Source organism: Natronorubrum halobium (assembly GCF_051351675.1).
GTDB lineage: Archaea > Halobacteriota > Halobacteria > Halobacteriales > Natrialbaceae > Natronorubrum.
Genome location: NZ_CP195595.1, coordinates 579164 through 597508 on the forward strand (window position 1 = coordinate 579164; position 18345 = coordinate 597508).

The 18345-nt window shown below is 66.6% G+C and carries 20 protein-coding genes and 1 tRNA gene; 12 read left to right on the forward strand and 9 right to left on the reverse strand.

All coding sequences use genetic code 11. The features are described 5' to 3' along the window. Positions 1-86: 86 nt before the first annotated feature. Positions 87-902: a class I SAM-dependent methyltransferase gene (locus ACSFC7_RS02790; protein ID WP_436346244.1), complete on the forward strand. Its 816-nt coding sequence runs from the start codon at positions 87-89 to the stop codon at positions 900-902. Between the two features lie 76 nt (positions 903-978). Next, a complete protein-coding gene (locus ACSFC7_RS02795) occupies positions 979-2187 on the forward strand; it encodes an anion permease (RefSeq protein WP_436346245.1) in 1209 nt (402 codons plus the stop codon). A 32-nt stretch (positions 2188-2219) separates the two neighbouring features. Here the strand turns inward: ACSFC7_RS02795 and ACSFC7_RS02800 are convergent, their stop codons facing one another. Then, complete coding sequence (locus tag ACSFC7_RS02800; RefSeq protein WP_436346246.1) at positions 2220-2447, reverse strand: hypothetical protein; 228 nt, start codon at positions 2445-2447, stop codon at positions 2220-2222. Between the two features lie 34 nt (positions 2448-2481). Beyond that, complete coding sequence (locus tag ACSFC7_RS02805; protein ID WP_436346247.1) at positions 2482-2943, reverse strand: universal stress protein; 462 nt, start codon at positions 2941-2943, stop codon at positions 2482-2484. Positions 2944-3100: 157 nt separating this feature from the next. Here ACSFC7_RS02805 and ACSFC7_RS02810 point away from each other — a divergent pair, with 157 nt between their 5' ends. From ACSFC7_RS02810 to cgi121, 3 genes are all read left to right on the forward strand, one after another. Further along, positions 3101-3274: a DUF1059 domain-containing protein gene (locus ACSFC7_RS02810; protein ID WP_436346248.1), complete on the forward strand. Its 174-nt coding sequence runs from the start codon at positions 3101-3103 to the stop codon at positions 3272-3274. 141 nt (positions 3275-3415) lie between these two features. After that, positions 3416-5779 carry an ATP-dependent DNA helicase gene (locus tag ACSFC7_RS02815; RefSeq protein ID WP_436346249.1) on the forward strand — a complete coding sequence of 788 codons (2364 nt, stop codon included), beginning with the start codon at positions 3416-3418 and terminating at the stop codon, positions 5777-5779. Next, on the forward strand, positions 5779-6330 hold the full coding sequence (cgi121, locus tag ACSFC7_RS02820; protein WP_436346250.1) for a KEOPS complex subunit Cgi121: 552 nt from the start codon (positions 5779-5781) through the stop codon (positions 6328-6330). Before ACSFC7_RS02815 ends, cgi121 begins: the two co-directional genes overlap by 1 nt. A gap of 43 nt (positions 6331-6373) precedes the next feature. Here the strand turns inward: cgi121 and ACSFC7_RS02825 are convergent, their stop codons facing one another. Further along, positions 6374-7201 carry an iron-sulfur cluster assembly protein gene (locus tag ACSFC7_RS02825; protein WP_436346251.1) on the reverse strand — a complete coding sequence of 276 codons (828 nt, stop codon included), beginning with the start codon at positions 7199-7201 and terminating at the stop codon, positions 6374-6376. Further along, entirely contained in the window at positions 7201-8265 is a 1065-nt protein-coding gene (locus ACSFC7_RS02830; protein ID WP_436346252.1) for an amidohydrolase family protein, read from the reverse strand. The genes ACSFC7_RS02825 and ACSFC7_RS02830 overlap by 1 nt, the downstream gene beginning before the upstream one ends. A 186-nt stretch (positions 8266-8451) precedes the next feature. Here ACSFC7_RS02830 and ACSFC7_RS02835 point away from each other — a divergent pair, with 186 nt between their 5' ends. Beyond that, the gene (locus tag ACSFC7_RS02835; RefSeq protein ID WP_436346253.1) at positions 8452-9495 is read left to right on the forward strand and encodes an NAD(P)-dependent alcohol dehydrogenase; all 1044 of its coding nucleotides are present in this window, start codon (positions 8452-8454) and stop codon (positions 9493-9495) included. Positions 9496-9781: 286 nt separating this feature from the next. After that, the gene (locus ACSFC7_RS02840) at positions 9782-11173 is read left to right on the forward strand and encodes an NADH:flavin oxidoreductase (RefSeq protein ID WP_436346254.1); all 1392 of its coding nucleotides are present in this window, start codon (positions 9782-9784) and stop codon (positions 11171-11173) included. Between the two features lie 4 nt (positions 11174-11177). On the opposite strand, the gene ACSFC7_RS02845 is transcribed toward ACSFC7_RS02840, so the two are convergent. The 3 genes from ACSFC7_RS02845 to ACSFC7_RS02855 form a co-directional block, all read right to left on the reverse strand. Next, positions 11178-11876 carry a rhodanese-like domain-containing protein gene (locus tag ACSFC7_RS02845; protein WP_436346255.1) on the reverse strand — a complete coding sequence of 233 codons (699 nt, stop codon included), beginning with the start codon at positions 11874-11876 and terminating at the stop codon, positions 11178-11180. 130 nt (positions 11877-12006) lie between these two features. Continuing rightward, a tRNA-Gln gene (locus ACSFC7_RS02850) sits at positions 12007-12079 on the reverse strand. A gap of 33 nt (positions 12080-12112) precedes the next feature. Then, positions 12113-12679, reverse strand: coding sequence for a homing endonuclease associated repeat-containing protein (locus ACSFC7_RS02855; RefSeq protein ID WP_436346256.1), 567 nt, complete (start codon positions 12677-12679; stop codon positions 12113-12115). A 122-nt stretch (positions 12680-12801) separates the two neighbouring features. Here ACSFC7_RS02855 and ACSFC7_RS02860 point away from each other — a divergent pair, with 122 nt between their 5' ends. The 3 genes from ACSFC7_RS02860 to cysE all read left to right on the forward strand — a co-directional run bounded on the left by ACSFC7_RS02860 (position 12802) and on the right by cysE (position 15113). Beyond that, positions 12802-13392 carry an IMP cyclohydrolase gene (locus ACSFC7_RS02860; protein ID WP_436346257.1) on the forward strand — a complete coding sequence of 197 codons (591 nt, stop codon included), beginning with the start codon at positions 12802-12804 and terminating at the stop codon, positions 13390-13392. A 328-nt stretch (positions 13393-13720) separates the two neighbouring features. Continuing rightward, positions 13721-14389: a metallophosphoesterase family protein gene (locus ACSFC7_RS02865; RefSeq protein WP_436346258.1), complete on the forward strand. Its 669-nt coding sequence runs from the start codon at positions 13721-13723 to the stop codon at positions 14387-14389. 214 nt (positions 14390-14603) lie between these two features. Beyond that, a complete protein-coding gene (gene cysE / locus ACSFC7_RS02870; protein ID WP_436346259.1) occupies positions 14604-15113 on the forward strand; it encodes a serine O-acetyltransferase in 510 nt (169 codons plus the stop codon). A 50-nt stretch (positions 15114-15163) separates the two neighbouring features. On the opposite strand, the gene ACSFC7_RS02875 is transcribed toward cysE, so the two are convergent. Continuing rightward, positions 15164-15535, reverse strand: coding sequence for a hypothetical protein (locus ACSFC7_RS02875; RefSeq protein WP_436346260.1), 372 nt, complete (start codon positions 15533-15535; stop codon positions 15164-15166). Positions 15536-15739: 204 nt separating this feature from the next. Between ACSFC7_RS02875 and ACSFC7_RS02880 the strand changes: the two genes are divergently transcribed. Then, positions 15740-16060: a hypothetical protein gene (locus tag ACSFC7_RS02880; protein WP_436346261.1), complete on the forward strand. Its 321-nt coding sequence runs from the start codon at positions 15740-15742 to the stop codon at positions 16058-16060. Positions 16061-16178: 118 nt separating this feature from the next. Here the strand turns inward: ACSFC7_RS02880 and ACSFC7_RS02885 are convergent, their stop codons facing one another. Beyond that, complete coding sequence (locus ACSFC7_RS02885) at positions 16179-17579, reverse strand: phosphoglucomutase/phosphomannomutase family protein (protein ID WP_436346262.1); 1401 nt, start codon at positions 17577-17579, stop codon at positions 16179-16181. 150 nt (positions 17580-17729) lie between these two features. Here ACSFC7_RS02885 and ACSFC7_RS02890 point away from each other — a divergent pair, with 150 nt between their 5' ends. Then, positions 17730-18323 carry an NADPH-dependent FMN reductase gene (locus ACSFC7_RS02890; RefSeq protein WP_436346263.1) on the forward strand — a complete coding sequence of 198 codons (594 nt, stop codon included), beginning with the start codon at positions 17730-17732 and terminating at the stop codon, positions 18321-18323. The last annotated feature ends 22 nt before the right edge of the window (positions 18324-18345 follow it).

An 18345-nucleotide genomic window follows, 5' to 3' on the forward strand; every position in this document is an offset into this window, starting at 1 on the left:
TCGTTAGCGGTCATTGAATGTGGGCAACGGTACCAGAAACCACATGTCATCGTGTTTTTATTATCGGGCGGGCCGTCGACTCGAGTATGCGGCAGACCCGTCCCGGAGGGCCGGCACAGACCGATCGACGGCAGCGTGACGTAAGCACGGATCCGCTCGGCCGAGCGATGCTCGCCTATCACCGCGACGAGCCGGGGCGGCTCAGCTATCGCGACGGTTCGGACGTCCGGGACGGGAACGTCGCGAAGTTCTACTTCTCGGGGGCCGAGTCGTGGGATCGGGAGACGATCGAGGCGCTCGAGCGCCTGATCGGACACGAACCCGTTCTCGACGTCGGCTGCGGTGCGGGAAAACACCTCCTGTGGATGGCCGAGCGCGACGTGGCGGCCGTCGGCGTCGACGCGAGTCCGAACGCGGTTCGGACGGCCCGCGAGCGGGGACTCGAGGACGTTCACGTCGGCGACATGTTCGAGCTACCGGTCGCGAGCGCGTTCGGTGCCGTCCACGCCGTCGGCACACAGCTCGGACTCGGCGGGTCGCTGGCTGGTATTCGCACCCTGCTGGCCGAGTTCGCTCGCGTTACCGACGATACGGGGGTCGCGGTCGTCGACAACTACGATCCGACGCGGCTTGACGAGGCGTTCCTCGGCTACCGTTCGGATCCGCGGGAGGGCGTCGCTCACCGGTGTTTCCACCTCGAGTTCGAGCGCGAGGGAGACGACGACCGCCTCGAGCGAGCGGTGGGTCGAACGCTGCACTTTCTGCTGTGCGCACCGCCTCGGCTTCGGGAGGCGACGATCGGAACGCCGTGGGACGTCCGCGACGTTCTCTCTGCCGACGGGACGGCCCACTACAGGGCGGTACTCGAAAAGCAGCCCGCTGCGAGCGACGGGTCCGAGTAACGCCGTCACAGCGCGCGTCGCCGAGTGTTTCCGAGGGAACGCTTTTCCGGTCCGTCGTGGAACGACGAGAGACGGAATGGTCGCACTGTCGTTCGCCGTCCTCGTCGGGACCGCCATCCTCACCTGTCTGTTCATGGCGTGGGTGCTCGGGGCGAACAGCAACTCCCCGCCGTTCGCCCCCGCGATCGGTGCGAACGCGATCTCGACGATGCGGGCCGCGTTCGTCATCGGCCTGCTCGCGGCCGCCGGCGCGCTCATGCAGGGCGGAAGCATCTCGGAAACGGTCGGCGGGGATCTCATCGACGGCGTCACGATCACGCCGCTCGCGGCCACCGCGGGCCTGCTGACGGCGGCGACGTTCATGGCGGTCGGCATCTACACGCGGTATCCGATCCCCGCCGCGTTCGCGACGACGGGCGCGATGATCGGCGTCGGCCTCTCGCTGGGCGGCGATCCGGCAACGGCGACCTACCAGCGACTCGGCACGTTCTGGCTGATGGTCCCGATCATGTCCGGCGGCCTGGCGTACGTGACTGCGATTCTATTGCGGCGTGACGACGTTCCCGAGTCAGTCGGCGTCCCGTTGCTCGCGGGGGTCGTCGGAGCCATCGTCGCCAACATCCGGCTCGGGGTCATCCCGGATTCGGCGGCCGATCAGGGGACACTCGCCAGATTCGTCGCTCGGCAGTTCGGCGGCGGGCCGACGCTCGCCGCGGGCGTCGATCTCGGGGCCATCCTCGTGACGATCGTCTGTGGCGCGCTCGCGTTCGCCTGGGTCCGCAAGCGCGTACTCGTTTCCATCGAGGCAGGGATCCGGTCGTTTCTGCTCGTGTTGGGCGGCATCGTCGCCTTCTCCTCGGGCGGCTCGCAGGTCGGGCTCGCGACCGGCCCGCTCGAGAACCTCTTCCGAATCGAACTCGGGCTCCCGGGGATCCTCCTGCTCGCGATCGGCGCGAGCGGCATCCTCGCCGGGGCCTGGATGGCCGCACCGCGACTGCTGCAGGCGACCTCGAGGGAGTACGCCCAGCTCGGCGTTCGACGGTCGATCGCGGCGCTCGTACCGGGCTTTATCATCGCACAGCTAGCGATCGCGCTCGGGATCCCGGTCTCGCTGAACAACATCATCCTCTCGGGGGTTATCGGCGGCGGGCTGGCGGCCGGCTCGGCCGGCGTCTCGAAACGGAAGATCGGCTTCACGATCACCTTCTGGCTGCTGACGCTCGGGAGTTCGATCGCCGTGGGGTACGGACTCTATCGACTGCTCGCGACGGTCATCGGCGGGTGAATCCGTCTCGAGGACTCCGGCTCGAGCTGGCGTCACTCCGCCGGCGACAACAAATAGCTCCCGCCGAGAGCGATGATCTCGACGAAGACGCCGAGCAGTCTCACGGGTGGAGAGACGAGCGTCAGCGCCCCGCCGAAGACGAGCGCGCCAGCGCCGAATCGCCGGGCGATCGATCCCGGGTTGTGGCCACAGTGGGGACACTCCTCGGCGGTCCGGGAAATCTCTTCCCCACAGCGGCGACAGCAGTAGACCGGTTTCACGTCGTATGCACCGTCTCGAGCGAGACGGATCAGCTTACTCGAGTACCGTCACCGGACGCGGCGTCCGTTCGACGACAGTCGTGGCGATATCGCGGCCGAGAATTCGCCGGACGAAGCCGCTCGTGTCGGTACCGTGGCCGTACATGATCACGTGGTCGACGTCCGCCTCGGTCGCATACCGGGGGACGACGGTGCCGGGCCGCCCCTCCGCAGTCTCGATTCGAACCCGCTCCGTCGCGGTCGGTTCGTCGACCGACTCGCGGAGTTCCGTCGCCCCCTCTCGTGCCCGTGTCGTCCGTTCGTCGTCGCGCTCGAGGACGCCACCCTCGCTCATCCGGGCGTCGAGCGGCGTCGCGACGGCGAGCAGCGTGACGTCGGCGTCGGGAAACGTCTCGAGGGCGTACGTGAGCGCCTCGTCCTCCCCCGGGCGGCCGAGCGTCGGGACGAGGACGTGATCGGGATCGGCCATCGGTTCGTCTTGGGTCGCCACGCTCATCGGTCTATCGCCGGTGAGTGGTCGCGTTCTCCGTCCGCGTATCGCTCGCCACTGCTCGATCCATGGCACGTCGTGCACCCCGTTCAGACGGTGGGGATCGGTCACGAGATGACTCTATGTGAGTGAATATCATACTGGAGGACGGGTGAGTCAACCGATGGCAGAAGCACACAAACTCGATTGTGAGGCGGTCTCAGATGACTGTCGATTCATCGTCCAATCGGAAAACGAAGACGAAGCGATCGAACTGGCCAAGAACCACATGAAGGAGGTTCACGACCGGGAGGTAACGACGGAGGAACTGCAAGAGGGGCACTTACAAGTCGTCTGACGATCGACGAAGTCGGTCTACTGCCGCTATCTCTCTTCCGCTTTCGGCAGACTCCGGGTCGACCGTGGCGTCGCTCGAGCGACCAGTGCCAACGGCACTCGAGACGACAGTTTAAACCACGGGACGCGCCAAGTGTGGGTAATGAATATCGAGGAGCTGTCGGGGCTCCCGGCCGGTGCCGTCGATCACTTCCGAAGCGAGGGCATCGAGGAGCTCTACCCGCCACAGGCCGAGGCCGTCGAGGCCGGCGCGACCGACGGGGACAGTCTCGTCGCCGCCGTCCCCACCGCCAGCGGCAAGACCATGATCGCCGCGCTGTCGATGCTGTCGGCGGTCGAACGCGGCGGGAAGGCGCTGTACATCGTCCCGCTTCGAGCGCTCGCCAGCGAGAAGAAGGCCGAGTTCGAGGCCTACGAACGGTTCGGCGTCACGACGGGCGTGACGACGGGGAACTACGAGAGCACCAGCGAGTGGCTCGCGACGAAAGACATCATCGTCGCCACCAGCGAGAAGGTCGACTCGCTCGTGCGCAACGGCGCCGACTGGCTCTCGGATCTGACCTGCGTCGTCAGCGACGAGGTCCACCTGATCGACGACCGGAACCGGGGACCGACGCTCGAGGTTACCCTCGCGAAACTCCGGCGGCTCAACCCCGCAATGCAGACGGTCGCGCTCTCCGCGACGGTCGGGAACGCCGACGAGATCGCCGACTGGCTCGACGCCGCGCTCGTCGACACCGACTGGCGACCGATCGACCTCCGGATGGGCGTCCACTACGGCAACGCGCTGAACTTCGACGACGGCTCGACGCGGGAGGTACCCGTCGAGGGATCGGAAAAACAGGAGGCCGCGCTCGTCCGGGACATTTTGCAGGAGGGCGGCTCCTCGCTCGTCTTCGTCAACTCCCGCCGGAACGCCGAGGCCGCCGCGAGCCGATTGGGGCAGGTCTCGAGTCGCGAGCTCACCGGCGACGAGCGGGAGGGGTTGGCCGAACTGGCCGAGGAGATCAGAGAGGACAGCGACACCGAGACCAGCAAGGATCTGGCCGACTGCGTCGAACGGGGCGCGGCGTTCCACCACGCGGGCCTCTCGAGCACCCAGCGAACGCTCGTCGAGGACGCCTTCCGCGACCGGCTGCTGAAGGTGATCTCGGCGACGCCGACGCTCGCTGCGGGCGTCAACACCCCCGCACGGCGGGTCATCGTCCGCGACTGGCGACGCTTCGACCCCAGCGCCGGCGGGATGTCCCCGCTGGACGTCCTCGAGGTCCACCAGATGATGGGCCGGGCCGGCCGACCGGGGCTGGATCCCTACGGCGAGGCCGTCCTGCTCGCGAAGAGCCACGACGAGAGCGAGGAGCTGTTCGACCGCTACATCTGGGCCGATCCGGAGGCCGTCCGGTCGAAACTCGCCGCCGAACCCGCCCTGCGAACGCACGTGCTCGCGACCATCGCCTCCGGCTTCGCCCGCACGCGAGCGGGGCTGCTCGAGTTCCTCGAGGCGACCCTCTACGCGAGCCAGTCGACCGAAGCGGGGCGGCTCGAGCGCGTGACCGACGACGTCCTCGATTACCTCGAGCGAAACGACTTCATCGAACGCGAGAGAGAGGGTGGCCAAACGAGCGGCGAGAGCGACGACGCCGGCGCGTTCACCTCCGCGGCCGACCTCGCGGACCAGCAGGAATCGACGCGCGAGGAGACGCTCGAGGCGACGAGCCTCGGCCACACCGTCTCCCGTCTGTATCTCGACCCGATGAGCGCCGCCGAAATCGTCCACGGCTTAGAGCGGGCCGACGACCGTCCGACCGCGCTCGGCCTCTACCAGCTCGTCTCGCGGACCCCCGACATGTACGAACTCTACCTGCGCTCGGGCGAGGACGAGAAATTCGGCGAACTCTACTACGAACGCGAGGCCGAACTGCTCGGCGACACCCCCAGCGAGTACGAGGAGGACCGCTTCGAGGATTGGCTGGCCGCGCTCAAGACGGGGAAGCTGCTCGAGGACTGGGCCAGCGAGGAGGACGAGGAGCGGCTGACCGACCGGTACAAGATCGGTCCCGGCGACCTCCGCGGCAAGGTCGACACCGCCGAGTGGCTGCTCGGCGCGGCCGAGTCGCTGGCCGCGGAGATCGACAGCGAGTGGACCGTCGCCGTCCGCGAGGCCCGCGCTCGCGTCGAACACGGCGTCGGCGAGGAACTGCTCGAACTGGTCTCCGTCGGCGGCGTCGGCCGCAAACGCGCCCGCCAGCTCTACGAGGTCGGCATCGAGGAGCCGGCCGATCTCCGAAGCGCCGACAAGGGCGTCGTCCTCGGCGCGCTCAAGGGGACGAAGACGGCGGAGAACATCCTCGAGAACGCCGGCCGCGAGGATCCCTCGATGGAGGGCGTCGAACCGGTCGGCGGCGACGCCGGCGCGGGGACTCCCGGTTCGAGCGACGCGACCGAGACGGCGCGAGCGGAGTCATCCGAATCGGACGACAGCCAGTCCAGCCTGGGTGATTTCTAGTGGAGCTACTCGAGTGTACCCTCGCGATCGACGACCTCGATCGGTTCGTCGCCGAGATCGGCGAGATCGGCGACCGACGTGGCGTGACGATACAGGTCTTCGACGCCCGCTACGTCGCCGACCGCGCCCACCTCGAGCGGGCCGTCGAACTGGCCGACCGCGCCATCGCTCGCGGGACGAACGTCGCCCGGGATCGAGCCGTCGAGATCCTGCTGTACGCCGCCGGCCGCCGACAGATCGATCGCGCCCTCGAGATGGGCGTCGACGAGGGCGAGAACCGATCCGTGCTCCTCGTTGACAGTGGTTCCACTGGAAACGAAGGGGGTCGAGACGGCGAGGGCGGTGACAGAACCGCCGCCGACGAGACGGCAGTTCTCGAGGAGCTCGCGGAACTGGACGCCGTCGTCGGGACGGAGGCGATGCTCGACTCCCTGGATGAGGAAACGCTGTGTGCCTTCTTCGATATTGCTGACCGCGAGCGAGCGGCGACGGACGCGACGCTTTCGGAACTGGTCCGCGAGCGCGTCGCCTTACTCGAGGTCGAGAAATAGCCGCTACGGCGGAGCCGGTTCGTAGCTTACCGACCCATACCGGTTAGTCGTCCGCCGGTTCCTCGCGGCGACCGTCCCTGGATTCCCGAAGTCCGTCACAGATTCCACCCTGGCTCGACATGTTGACCTTGCCGAGTCGCCCCCTGCGGTGGACGAGTTCGAAGGCGTCGAGGTCGATCGGTTCGCCCTCGGGCGTTCGGAACAGGATATCGTCCGGTTTCGAGACGAGACCTGTCTCAAGGGCCTTCTCGAGATAGCGCTCGATCGGCTCCGACGGAACGGTCACGGCGAACGATCGATCGTGGACGTAGATGGAGACCCGTTCGGCCGTTGCAGCGTCCGTTTCGGTGGGGATCGGCCGATCGTCGGTCAGCCGATCGAAGTCGATCCTCTCGAGATTTTCGGGCCGGAGGTCGACGATCGCGTCCGCCTCGAGGCCGGCGTTCAGGAGCGCCTCGACCGCATCGTACTGCCGTGCGACCCGCGCCTTCTCGTCGAGTTCCGCGCGGACCGCCGCGACGTCGCCGTCGGCGTCCGGAAACGCCTCGACGAAGGCGAGTCGCTCGTTCACGCCGCGATTGATCTCGGTCTCGTGCATGTGCTCGGAGAGCGTGATCCGGGCCTCCTCGACCGTCGGCAGGGACTCGACCTCGTCGCGAGCGTCGACCGCCATCATCCAGGCGAACGCCGGCGAGCACCACGCCGTCGGGAGGGTGAACGCGACGCTGACGCGTCCGCCGTCGATCTCGATCGCGTCGATGTACTCGAGTTCGACGATCGAGCGGTCGAGTTCCGGATCGGTGACCCCGTCCAGTCGGTCGCGGACGGCCGCCCGCGTGGGCGGAGAGCCGTCGGAGTCGTGGACGGTCATCAGTCGTCCGCCGCCGCGGGTTCCTCACTCGCGTAGTGGTCCCCGAGGTCGAACTGCTGGCTGATCTCGTCGTCCCGAAACGCCCGCCGTTTCGCCTCGATGTCGATGTCGTAGAGTTCGGCGGCGTTCTCGCCCATGACCTTCTTCTTCGTCTCGAGGTCCCACTCGACGCCGTACTCCGTCCGGTGTTCCCGGGTGAGTTCGGCTTCGATGACCTCCTCGACGAGCCAGTCGGGGTTCCACAGCGCGTAGTCGGAGCCGAACAGCACGCGGTCCTCGCCGAGCCACCAGAGGAGTTCCGACATGATCTCCGAGAACTTGCCCGGCCGGTTCTGGGCGAACGGCGCGGCGACGGCCAGCCCGCCGTAGACGTTGTTCTCCTGGGCGGCGATCCAGCAGAAGTCGTCGAGTCGGGGAAGGCCGACGTGCTCGACAATGAAGTTGAGTTCAGGGAACGAGGAGGCCGCGTCGTCGATATCCGCGACGTCGAACGCGTCGCGGTTCAGCGGCCGAATCGTCGGCCCCTTGTGGGCGTGGATATTCTCGATACCGAGTTCCTGGCACTTCTCGAGGAACCGGAACGCCTCCTCGTCGTCGAGTCGCCACCCCTTGGAGTCGCCGCGCCACTCGGCGGTATAGAGTTTGACGCCGGGGATGTCGTATTTCTCGTGGAGTTCCTCGAGATACTCGATACCCGGATCCGCGTCGCGCGGATCGAACGAGCCGTTGAGGACGAATCGCTCGGGGTGTTCGGTCGCGAGTTCGGCGTTCTGCTCGGTCGTGTTGAAGCCGTCCTCGTAGAAGTCGGTGAGGTACGTCGGCTGGAAGATGGCCATGTCCGCGGCGGCGTTGCTGAACAGGTCCTCGACCATCCGGTCGGCGCCGTACCGACGATACTCGTCGATGTCCCACTGGCGTTCCTCGGGCGTGAACGTCGTGTGATAGTCGTAGAAGCACTGAATGAACTCCTCCCCACCGTCGTGTTTGATGTTCTCCTCCGTGGCGTCCCACAGGTGGACGTGCCCGTCGATGACGAAGATCTCCTCTCCGTTGTGCTGATACATCGCACCGTGTACATTGATACCACAGGTCATGACTCTTTTTCAGACACGTTTGAGTGTCCGTCTCTCACTGTAGTCCGCCAGCAAAATTAGCGCTCCACGGGACGAGTATCAATTACCGTACGGTCACGGGGAGTGACATACGGGGCGAACGTTTTCATCGAGTACGGTGAACTGTGACACAGTCCCATGCAAGCAGCCAGACTCCACGAGTACACCGAGGAGATGAGCGAGGCGCTGGAGGTCGAGGACGTCGATCGGCCCGAAATCGACCGATCCGACGGCGTGCTGGTCGAAGTCGAAGGGGCGGGGTGGTGCCAAACAGACAACCACATCATCGAGGGGATGTGGACCGAGTACGCCCCCCAGGACCTCCCGATGACGCTCGGTCACGAGAACGCCGGCACCGTCGCCGAAACCGGCGACGAGGTGACGCTGGTCGCGGAGGGCGATCCGGTGATCTGTCACCCCGTCCAGACCTGTGGCATCTGTCGGCCCTGCCGACTCGGCGAGGACATGTACTGCGAGAACAGCGCGTTCAACGGCCTCACCACCGACGGCGGCTTCGCCGAGTACCTCCGGACGAACGAGCGGGCGGTGATCCCGCTCCCCGACGGCGTCGATCCGACGGAGATCGCCCCCCACGCCGACGCGGGGATCACGGCCTACCACGCCGTCAAGAAGGCCGTCGGAGAACTGAACCCCGGCGACACCTGCGTCGTCATCGGCGTCGGTGGCCTCGGCCACATCGGACTCCAGTGTCTCGACGCGATGAGCGCCGCGACCATCGTCGCCGCCGACATCAAGGACGAGGCGCTCGAGCTGGCGGACGAGTTGGGGGCTCACCACACCGTCAACGTCGCGGACTCGGATCTGGGAGATGCGATCGCCGACCTGACCGACGACGGCGGCGCCCAGCAGGTCGTCGACTTCGTCGGCGCGGACGAGACGACGTCGACCGCCCCCGACGTCGTCGCCGCCGGGGGCGACCACCACATCGTCGGCTACGGCGGCCACGTTCACGAACCCAGTCAGGCGCTGGTCAACGGCGAGTTCGCGTTCCGCGGCACGCTGGTCGGGAAGTACGCCGAACTCCAGGAACTCGTCTCGCTCGTCGACCGCGGCGACGTCGAGTTGCGGACCGAGACCCACGACCTCGCGGACATCAACACGGTCGCGGAGCGCCTCGAGCACAACGAGATCGAGGGGCGCGCGGTCGTCCTGCCGCCGTGACTAGATTGTCCACCACGCGGCGGCGCGTGCTGAACGGCAGTGAGCGGACAGCGAACTGTCGTTCGATCCCACGCGAGGGATGAGCGAGTGCGGGCGCGGCAGCGCCGCGCCCGAGCGAGCGAATCGGTTGGGGAGGGCGCGGGAGTCCTCGTTGCCACGATAGCAGGACCGCGCCTTCTCACTGCCACCGTCGACGCCGATTCGAAGATGTACGTCCCCGGGATCTCGTGAGTCCGTTCGACCGAATCGGCGCTACGCTCTTGTACGGTCCCGTGATAGCGTCGGTATGACTACCCTCGAGGACCCGCTCGAGATCGGCGGCTGCGAGGTTCCGAACCGGCTCTATCGCGCGCCGGTGCTCGAGTGTGCGGGCAACGGCCCCGACGCGGTCGAGACGCTGATCGACGACCTCGAGCCGGCCGCCGAATCGGGCGTCGGCCTCCTCTGTCAGGGCGCGACGATCGTCCGCGGCGACGGCGGCTGTGCCGCACCGGGGATGACCCGCGTCCACGATCCCGAGTTCGTCGCCCAGCTATCGCGGCTGACCGACCGGATCCACGAGCACGGCAGCCGAATCTTCGTGCAACTCGAGCACGGCGGGCTCCGGAGCATGGAGACCTGGCACGCCGAGTATCGCGAGGAACATCCGGACCTCGAACAGTTGGCGGTGTCGAAACCGCCGTGGCAGTTGCGGCTGCTGGATCGACTCGGCTTTCTCGCCTACGATCCACACGTCCTCTCGACCGAGGAAGTGTACGAGCTCGCAGCCGATTTCGGCCGGTCGGCGGCCTATGCGGCGGCGGCCGGCTACGACGGTATCCACCTCTCGGGGGCGAATATGGGCATCGTCCAGCAGTTCCTGTCGCCGTTTTACAACCGGCGGGACGACGAGTTCGGGGGGAGTCCCGAAGCCAGACTCGAGTTCCTCGCGCTCGTCCACGACGAGATCCGCGAACGGGCCGGGGATATTCCGCTCATGACTAAGGTACCCGCCGAGACGCCCGCGCCGCCGTCGCCCGTCGTACGCCGAAAGCTCTCGCTCGAGGACGGCATCGAAATCGCCCGACGACTCGAGCGAATCGGCTACGACGCGGTCGTTCCCGTCCAGACGTCGGTCGTCTGGGACATGAGTATCGTCCGCGGGGAGTATCCCGAGCGGGCGTGGGGGAACGAGCAGTTGCGCGAGGAGTACGACGTCGCGTTCGGGGGTGCGCCGCGACGGCGGCTGGTCGCCGCCGCGAATCGGGTCCAGTCGCTGCAGTACGACTTCGACTCCGCGTGGAACGCGGATTTCTGTCGGCGGGTTCGCGACCGGGTGTCGATCCCCGTGCTCGCGGAGGGCGGGATCCGCGAGCGAGCGGAGATGGATCGGCTGCTCGGCTCGAGCGGCGGGGGCGACGAAGGGGGCGGGGACGACGGCGCGACGGCAGCGGCGCCCGCCTGCGACATGGTCGGGATGGCCCGCCCCTTCTACGCCGAGCCGCGGCTGGGAGCGCGGCTGCTCGAGGCGGACGGTGGGTCCCGGCCGGACGGCGATCTGCGCGTGCTCTGTGAGAACTGCAACAACTGCACCGTTCCGCAGGTGACCGGCGCACCGGGCATCTGTCGGACGCCGAGCGTGTTACGAAAACGGGGCGAACTCGAGCGCGAGGGGGTCTACGAGCGATCGGAGTCGTAGCGACTCAGATCGTCACGGGACCGCTCGTCAGTTCCGCAAGCGTCCCCTCGATCCAGTTACCGTCCACTCCGACTCTGAACTCGGAATCCGGCGATCCCGCGTAGTGGAGCTGCAGGGTGTACGAGCCGTCGTCGTCGATCGGTGCGGCTTCGTTGCGATCCGCGTCGAGTTGCTCGAGCAGCGCCATCTGTCCCCCGTACTCCGGATCGGTCGTGCCGCTGATCCGGTAGCTCTGCCGTTCGACGTCGACACTCGAGCCTTCCATCGGATACTGGCGATCGTACCACTCCTGCAGCCCCTCGTCGATCGCGTACGTGTGCTCGTATCCGGCGTCGATCAGCGTCGCACCGCGCATCACCGACAGGTGGTGCGGACAGCCACAGTAGGTGACGATCCGCGTATCGCTCGACCACTCCTCGGTCGGATCGTCGTCGACGCCGTCCGGTGCGGGAGAAAAGACGGCACCGGCGATGCGGACTTCCTCGTACTGATCCCGACCGCGTGCATCGACGAACTCGGCCTCGTCGTTTTCGTACCACTCGATGACGTCGTCGATCGGCGCGAGCGGCACCTCCGTCCCTTCGTGCGACTGCATTTCGTAATCGAACTCGTTCGCCGGCGACCCGTCGTCACCGCTGAGACAACCAGCAATCCCGCCGAGCGTCGCCGTTCCGCCGACGGCGAGGAATGTCCGTCGATTCATATCTGTCCTCTAGCGGCGTAACCGAGATAGGGTTTCTGGTGACGCCTCAGTTACTCCAGACCCCTTCGTTTCGACTGGAGATCGGAAGACGGGACTGGTGAATGGCTCGAGTCGAAAAAGCGAAGAGGAGTAGTCCCGGGAGGATTCGAACCTCCGTCTCGGCCCCCAGAAGGCAGAAGGATTGGCCACTACCCTACGGGACTTCACTCGAAGGGAGGGGAGTTATCCACTAAACCCTATCGCTTTTCGATCGCATCTGGTGGCTCGTAGTGTTCCTTTCGGTGACAGTTCGAACAGAGGATTTCGCACTTTTCCATCTCAGACTCGAGACGGGACTTACTGTATCCATGTGTAATCATCTTCCCAATAGCCATCTCCTTCTCGTCAGCATCGAGGTGGTGAAACTCGAGACAGGCTGGATCATCCTCTTCACATCGATTACACCCTCTCGCCTGTTTGTACTTGTAAACCCATGCTCGGTGTCGTGCTCGCCGGTTCAGTGATCGTTGCGTGTTCCACTCGACGTTTCGGTAGTGCCAACGCTGGTCTACCGTGAGTTCTTCCCAAGATGTCCCTTCGGGGAGTTCGACGTCATCCGGTTTCGGACGGACGCGCGATCCCCTTGAGGGTACTGTCTCCAATCCAGCAGCCTCTTTCGCCTCATTCCAGCTATCGAGCGTTCTGATGATCGTCGCCGAAGCAGGCGTCAGCCCCAGCTCCTCGTACTGTGCTTTCGTCGGCGACTCGCCGAGTCTCTCCGCGGCCCGCCGTAACGCCTCGAGACACTCCTCGTCCGTCGTCACACCCGCGTTCGCCGCGGTATCGTATATAAAACGTCGGCTCCAAAGCAAGCACGGTGTCGCCGAAGACGGCCGCTCGAGTCCGAACCGACACCCCTTTTCCCCTCTCTCGCCCACTCCCGCGTATGTACGTTGGACGGTTCGTCGTCGTCGGTCCCGACGTCGGCGCCTACCGCGTGTCGTCGCGCTCGTTCCCCAACCGGGAGATCACCGCTCGAGAGGACGCTCTCACCGTCGGGCCCACCGAGGACGCCCCCGAGACGGACAACCCCTACGTGTCCTACAACTGCCTGCGAGTGGTCGAAACGCCGACCGGCGAGACGGCCGCCTTCGGCAACGGCTCGCACGTCGACCCGATCGCGGAGAAACTCGAGGGAGGGTATCCCGCTCGAGACGCCCTCGCGGAGAGCCTGCTGGCCCTGGATTACGAGAAGGACGACTACAACACGCCACGGATCGCGGCGACGATTGGCGATACGGGCGAGGCCCTGATCGGCACCGTGCGGAAGGACGCCCTGCTCGTCGAAACGGTCGAGGAGCCGACGCTGGTGGCGACCTACGAGAAGGATTCGCCCGAATCGTTCGGTCTCGAGGCCGACAGTGCCGAGGCCGCGGCGAACGAGGTCTACGACCTCGAGTTCGAACACGCCGTCTGTGCGGCCGGCGTCGTCAGGACTGACGACGGGTTCGAGACGGCGATCGAGAACGGCGACTAGTCGATAACGAAGAAGGGCCAGAGTAGTGGTTCGTAGATTACACTGGGTCTGTTTTTGCAGTAGTTGCTGGTAACAAGAAAATCGCCACACGCTGGCGCCGATGATTTCCACACCCTCCCCAGCCGATTCGTTCGCGTTACTGCGGCGCTACGCGCCGCGCTCCGCTCACTCATCCCTCGCGCGCTGTTGTCGACCGTCCTCGCATTCGCTCGGCCGGCCCACAGCACGCGCCACTGCACGTGGGTCGATCAGTCCGCTGTAGACGAGTTAGTCCATATATTGAGCAGTCGGCAAACCTACAAACCGCTCGCGACCGTTATCCTCGCACATGAAAGTCGGACTCATCTCCGACGTCCACGGCAATCGGGTCGCCCTCGAGGCCGTCCTCGAGGACATGCCACCCGTCGACCGACTGCTCTGTGCCGGCGACGTGGTCGGCTACAACCCCTGGCCCGCGGCGTGCGTCGACGAACTCCGGGAGCGCGACGTGCCGACGGTGATGGGGAACCACGACGCCGCAGTGGTCGGAGACGCTCCGTTCCGATTCAACGGGATGGCGCGAGCGGGCGTCGAACACGCCAGAGCGCAGCTCTCCGACGAGCAGCGCGCGTGGCTCGAGTCGCTGCCCGACGAGCGCCTCGCCTGTGACGGCCGGGTGAAGCTCGTCCACGGCCATCCGGACGATCCGGATCGCTACACCAGGTACACCTACCCGAGGGAGTTCTCACCCCGGCTGCTCGAGGACGAGGACGTCCTCGTCCTCGGCCACACCCACGTCCAGGGCGTCGAGCAGTTCGCGGAGGGGATCGTCCTCAACCCGGGCAGCGTCGGCCAGCCGCGGGACGGCGATCCGCGAGCGGGTTACGCGGTCGTCGATCTCGAGGCGCTGACCGTCGAGACCCGCCGCGTCGAGTACGATATCGAGGCCGTCCAGGAGGCGGTTCGGGAGGCGGGACTCCCCGATCGGATCGGAACGCGACTCGCACGCGGGGAGTGAGTCGCAGACGGCGGTTCCGTGGAGCGATCGACGGGAAGCGAACCCTTTTAGGTCGACTCGCCGGTAGGTCCGGATATGGTATCTCCCGGCCGTACTGCGCGCATCGACAGGAACTCCCCTCGTCGCGTTACCGGCCGGTGCTGTCGTTCGAGTGATCGCCGCGGTTCGCGCCGAGTGCGTCGTCTCGTGACTACCGCGTTCGAACGGGTGAGCGATGGTTCGACGGATGCGTGAGGACGCGCGGACGATGTGCGAACGCGACCCCGCCGCGACGGGGTGTCTCGAGGTCGTGCTCTGTTATTCGGGCTTGCACGCCGTCTGGGCGCACGGCCTCACCCACTGGCTCTGGAACCGCGGCTTTCGGCTCCTCGCGCGGCTGCTCTCGCAGTTCGTTCGCTTTCTGACCGGCGTCGAGATCCATCCGGGGGCGACGATCGGGCGTCGAGTGACGATCGACCACGGCATGGGGATCGTCATCGGCGAGACGGCCGAGATCGGCGACGACGTCCACATGTACCACGGCGTCACGCTGGGCGGTGACACGAACGAACCGGTCAAGCGCCATCCGACGGTCGAGGCGGGCGTCCAGATCGGGGCGAACGCGACGCTGCTCGGCGACATCACGATCGGCGAGGATGCAGCGGTCGGTGCCGGCTCGGTCGTCACGCGGGACGTCGAACCGGGCGCGACCGTCGTCGGCGTGCCGGCGGAACGAGTCGACTGACGATCGGTCCGTCCCCCTCTCGAGTCGCGGGTCGAAAGAAGCGCGGCGATTTACTGCTGTTCGTTGCTTACCGTGCCGTCTGACCCGGACGGAGAGCCTTCGCCGGGAACGCCCTCACCCGTCTCGACGCTGTCGGCGGACTGTTCGGCGTCCGAATCGGTCGCCCCGGGATCGGGATCGGACGTGTAGCCGAGTTCGAGGTGGAGTTTCGCCGTACAGTCGAGCGCCTCCTCGTCGAGTTCGGTCTCCTCCTCCTGCTGGTCCATGTAGCCGTTACACCGGCCGTGGGTGACGATGTTCATCAGCGACGCCGCGGAACCACACTCCGGGCAGTCGATGTAGTAGTTGCCCTCGTCGTTCTGGTGCCACGAGTCCGGCGTGAGTTCCGTGAACGCGATGTCCTCGCGGTTTGACTGGCTCATAGTCCTAGAGAGCGGGCCGACGCTGGTAAAGAAGGGCCCGGAGCACGCAACCCAGCCGAGTGGCGTTTCGGTCGAAACGGTAGTACACGATGGAAATGGGGTATTGCTTCGCTGCTGGGTCGTCTCGTACCGGGGTGGAGCCGCTCGAGCGGGGACGATCCGGTCGAGAAGGCGAACGCCGCGTGGCGAGCGATCGAGTCCCGGTTGGCGGACGTCGACGAGGCGGACGAGTACCTGTTGGATCGGCTCGCCGAGTACGACGAGCGCCGGCGGAACGAGGACGAACGGGAGATCGAACGCTCGTTACGGGAGCTTCGGAACGGCTGGGCGGACGTCGAAGGGGAAGCCGAAGCGGCGAAGGAGTACGATCCGGAGCTAGAGCGCGTTCGAGAGATGGCCCGGGAACGAAAAGAGGAGTTCCACGAACAGCTTCGGGTGTTCGAATCGCGGCCGGAGTACTTCGTGGAGGAGTACTACTGGGACCCGGACGACCGCGTCGGCGAATCGCTCGAGGACGACGAGTAATACGGCCGGCCGTACGAGTCGGTACCCGGTAGCGAGTTCGATATCAGCACCCTGCGACTCGACGATAGCGCCGGCGCCGAGTCGGTGGCAGGAGTCGAGCCGATACCGCGTCTCGGTCTCAGACCAACGGCTCGACTAACTCCGTTCCGGCCTCGAGCAACTCGCTCACCCGCTCCTCGTCTTCGGCCTCGGCGTAGACCCGCAACACGGGTTCGGTCCCGCTCGGGCGAACGAGGAGCCACGAGCCGTCGGCGAGCTGGAGTTTGAAGCCGTCGGCGGTGTTGACGCTCTCCACCGAGGTTCCCGCGACGTCCTCGGGAATTTCGTCCTCGAGATCGGCGAGGACCCGCTCCTTCTCGTGGTCCGGACAGCCCACGCTGCGCTTGTTCTGGACGACGGTGCCGTGGTCGTCGAGGAGCCGGTCGACGCGCTCGTCCAGGGGTTCGTCCGCGTGCATCACGGCCGCGAGCAGCGCCATCAAAACGCCGTCCTTCTCGCGGACGTGGCCGCGGACGGTGAAGCCGCCGGACTCCTCGCCGCCGACGAGGGCGTCGTGGTCGGCCATCGCCTCGGCGACCCACTTGAAGCCGACCGGGACCTCGTGGACGGTCTCGCCGTGGGCCTCCGCGATGCGGTCGATCAGGAACGTCGTGGAGACGGTTCGGACGACGGCTCCCGAATCGTCCTCGAGCAGGTAGTCGTAGAGCGCGGCGAAGAAGCGGTTCTCGTCGAGATAGCCGCGCTCGGGCGTGACGATGGCGATTCGATCCGCGTCGCCGTCGTTCGCGATCCCGAGGCTCGGGTCGGTCCCGTCGCCGGTGACGAGATCGATCAGCGCCTCGAGGTTCTCCGGTGCGGGTTCGGGTGCGCCGCCGCCGAACTCGGGATCGCGCGCACAGCGCAGACACTCGAGGGAGGCCCCGGCGCGCTCGAGCAGGGCGTCGGTCGTGTCGCGGCCGCTGCCGTGCATGGCGTCGTAGGCGACCGTCAGGTCCGCATCCGAGAGGTCCGCGCTGCCGGTGATCGTCTCGACCAGCTCGATCGCGGCGTCGGCGTGGGGCGTGACGAGATCGACCTCCTCGACGGTGCCGTGTTCGGCTTCGGGGAGGGGGTCGGGTTCGGCGAGTCGGTCCGCGATGGCGTCGGTGACGTCGGGCAGGGCCGGTGCGCCGTCCTCGGGAATGAACTTGACGCCGTTGTACTCCGGCGGGTTGTGCGAGGCCGTGATGGCGAGGCCGCCCGCCAGCTCGCGCTCGACGATCGCGTGGGCGACCAGCGGCGTCGGCCGGTCGCGGTCTGGCATGATCACGTCGAAGCCGTTCGCACACAGCACGCGAGCCAGTTCCTCGGCGAACCCGCGCGAGGTTTCGCGGGCGTCGTAGCCGACCACGACGGAGGCCTCGAGCCCCTCGTCCCGCAGGTACGTCGCGACAGCCTGTCCGACCATCCGCACGCGCGGCGTGGTGAACTCCTCTAACGTCGCCCGCCAGCCGTCGGTGCCGAAGCTGATCGTCTCCATACGCGTGTTCTCGTCGTCGGGCGCGAAAAAGGCGACGCCGTCGCGCAGATCCCGCAGCACTACCGGAGCGGCGAGAATCGGGACTCGGGGAGCGGATCCGCCTGTACGGGCGATCAACGGCGTTTTCCGGACTGCTACCGTAGCGCGACCATGACCGAGACTCCCTCCATCGTCGCCGTCAACGGCAGCCTCCGCGAGTCGAGTTACACGCGCACGGCGCTGCGCTACGCCCTCGAGGCGGCCGCCGACGCCGGCGCGGAGACGACGTTGCTCGATCTGGGCGAGTACGACCTCCCCGTCTACGATCCCGACGTCGACGGACAGGGCGAGGCCGAGGAGGCGATGCGGCTCGTCCGCGAGGCCGACGCCGTCGCGCTCGGGACGCCCGTCTACCACGGCTCGTACTCGGGGGCGCTGAAGAACTTCCACGACTACTGCGGCTGGGACGAGTACGAGGATACGACCGTGGGCCTGCTGGCGACCGCCGGCGGCGGTAGCTACGGCTCGACGCTCGATCACCTGCGGATTACGGTTCGCGGCGTCCACGGCTGGGTGTTGCCCCATCAGGTCGGGCTTCGGAACGCTTCCGGGAAGTTCGAAGCCGATCCCGACGCCATCGACGGCCGCCGGTTCCGGGATCCGGACCTGCAGGAGCGAGTGGAGAAACTGGGCCGAAACCTCGCCGAGTACGCGTTCATCGAACCGAGCGTCACGTCCTCCCGATCCGCGGCGGCCGACGACTGATCCGCGCTCACTCACGATCCGA